The following is a 1,460-nucleotide window of genomic DNA, read 5'->3' as shown; positions in this document are numbered from 1 at the left end:
GGTGCGGATATGAAATCAGTTAAGGAAATTGCTGATGAATACAATATGAACCGTGAAGAAACAGAATGGTTTAATAGGTTCATCAATATGGCAATGTGTTATATAAAACACTGTAGATTACAACAAATAAATAAAAGAGCAGCTAGCAAAAGCTAACTGCTCGGGTAATGGAATATGGTTCGAAATGGGTTGTCTACAGTATTGACGGAATATTGAGTTTTATTCAGAAGGGACGAAATGTTGTGAGTAATTTTAATGGAGAGAAGTTAACGGAACTTCGGCATTTATTCGGATTGACTCAAGGACAAGCTGCTGAATTATTGGAGGTTGATATTAATAAATTGATTGAGATAGAGCGATCAAGAATCATTCCGACATTTAATCAAATACAAGTACTATGCAGAAGGTTTCATGTTAAACCAAAGTATTTTTATAGCGAGTCATTTGTAACTAGTGTGGTAAATCCGAGTTATATTTCTTTTCGATATCAATAAGGAGGCAGAGGGAAAATGGATAAGTATGATTTATATAGAAAGCTGGATGAACATATAAATTTAGTTATTAACAAATCAGGAGCAACGGAAGAAGAAGTTGTTAATCAATGGATAGAATCAATTGAAGAAACAAATAAAGAAGTTGAAAAAATGTAGGGGGTAGAGGGAAATGAAAGTGAAAGTAACATTTGAATATGAGTTAGAGGGTAAGCAAAGAGAACAATTTGAGGATGTAAGAACAGAAGAAGGCGAAGCAGCAGCGTTTTATTTTTTAGAGGATTTAGTAAAAAAAGAAATTGAAGTCGCTGAGGCTGTTGAAACAGAGTACAAAGAATAAAACCAAACAAAATAATCCTTTTAGAGAAACGGAGCAAGATAAATGGGGAAAAGTCAACGAGATAAAGGTGCAAGACGTGAAAGAGAGTTTGCTAGCTTGATAGGGGGAGAGCGTGTGCCGCTCTCTGGGGCTATGCAAGGTTATGCTAATGATGTGAAAGGATTAGGGCTTGAATGGGAAGTAAAGGCTAGGAAAAATGGATTCAAGACATTATACAACTGGTTGGAGGATGAGCGAGAACAGCCCGACGCTTTAGCAATTAAAGCGGATAGAAAACCTTGGTTGGTCGTATTACCATTGGATACATTTTTGAAAATGGTGAAGGAGTGATAATATGCTTGATATTGAGTTGCCAGAGATTAATAAAGAGGAAACGAAAAAGAATGTACTAAAAGCCTTGAAGAAATACCGTTTGTTTCTATCAAGCATAACAGAGGAAATAATCGAACGTGTGAAGATCGGCGAAACAGATGGTATAAGCGAGAAAAATGTTAAGCGTGCTGAATTTATACTGGATGTAAGGAAAGGAGTGAGCAAGCTTAATCTTTACGATAAGCAATTGATTGAATTGGCTTATTTAGGGAGAGAGAAACATAGTTGGGTGAAGATGTGTAGAGTTTTAAATATGT

Annotated in this window: 5 protein-coding genes; all 5 read left to right on the top strand. The window is 35.8% G+C overall.

Translation table 11 applies throughout. The features are described from left to right. The first annotated feature begins 242 nt into the window (after positions 1–242). Complete coding sequence (locus MR058_RS22760) at positions 243–494, top strand: helix-turn-helix domain-containing protein (RefSeq protein WP_048723938.1); 252 nt, start codon at positions 243–245, stop codon at positions 492–494. Positions 495–509: 15 nt separating this feature from the next. Then, a complete protein-coding gene (locus MR058_RS22755; RefSeq protein WP_157671229.1) occupies positions 510–650 on the top strand; it encodes a hypothetical protein in 141 nt (46 codons plus the stop codon). Between the two features lie 13 nt (positions 651–663). Continuing rightward, positions 664–831, top strand: a complete 168-nt coding sequence (locus tag MR058_RS22750) for a hypothetical protein (protein WP_164468645.1) — start codon at positions 664–666, stop codon at positions 829–831. A gap of 42 nt (positions 832–873) precedes the next feature. Next, complete coding sequence (locus MR058_RS22745; RefSeq protein ID WP_048723916.1) at positions 874–1,161, top strand: hypothetical protein; 288 nt, start codon at positions 874–876, stop codon at positions 1,159–1,161. Positions 1,162–1,165: 4 nt separating this feature from the next. Then, a partial coding sequence (locus tag MR058_RS22740) for an ArpU family transcriptional regulator (protein ID WP_242145934.1) occupies positions 1,166–1,460 on the top strand: 295 nt, incomplete at its 3' end.

The sequence above is a fragment of the Bacillus cereus group sp. BfR-BA-01430 genome, from assembly GCF_022663115.1.
In the GTDB taxonomy this organism is placed as follows: Bacteria; Bacillota; Bacilli; order Bacillales; family Bacillaceae_G; genus Bacillus_A; species Bacillus_A cereus_BD.
This window is presented reverse-complemented; position numbering and strand designations above follow the sequence as displayed.

Bases quoted from the DNA above. Each gene is read 5' to 3' on its own strand.
- MR058_RS22755 (WP_157671229.1), top strand. From the start codon at position 510: ATGGATAAGTATGATTTATATAGAAAGCTGGATGAACATATAAATTTA.
- MR058_RS22750 (WP_164468645.1), top strand. From the start codon at position 664: ATGAAAGTGAAAGTAACATTTGAATATGAGTTAGAGGGTAAGCAAAGA.
- MR058_RS22745 (WP_048723916.1), top strand. From the start codon at position 874: ATGGGGAAAAGTCAACGAGATAAAGGTGCAAGACGTGAAAGAGAGTTT.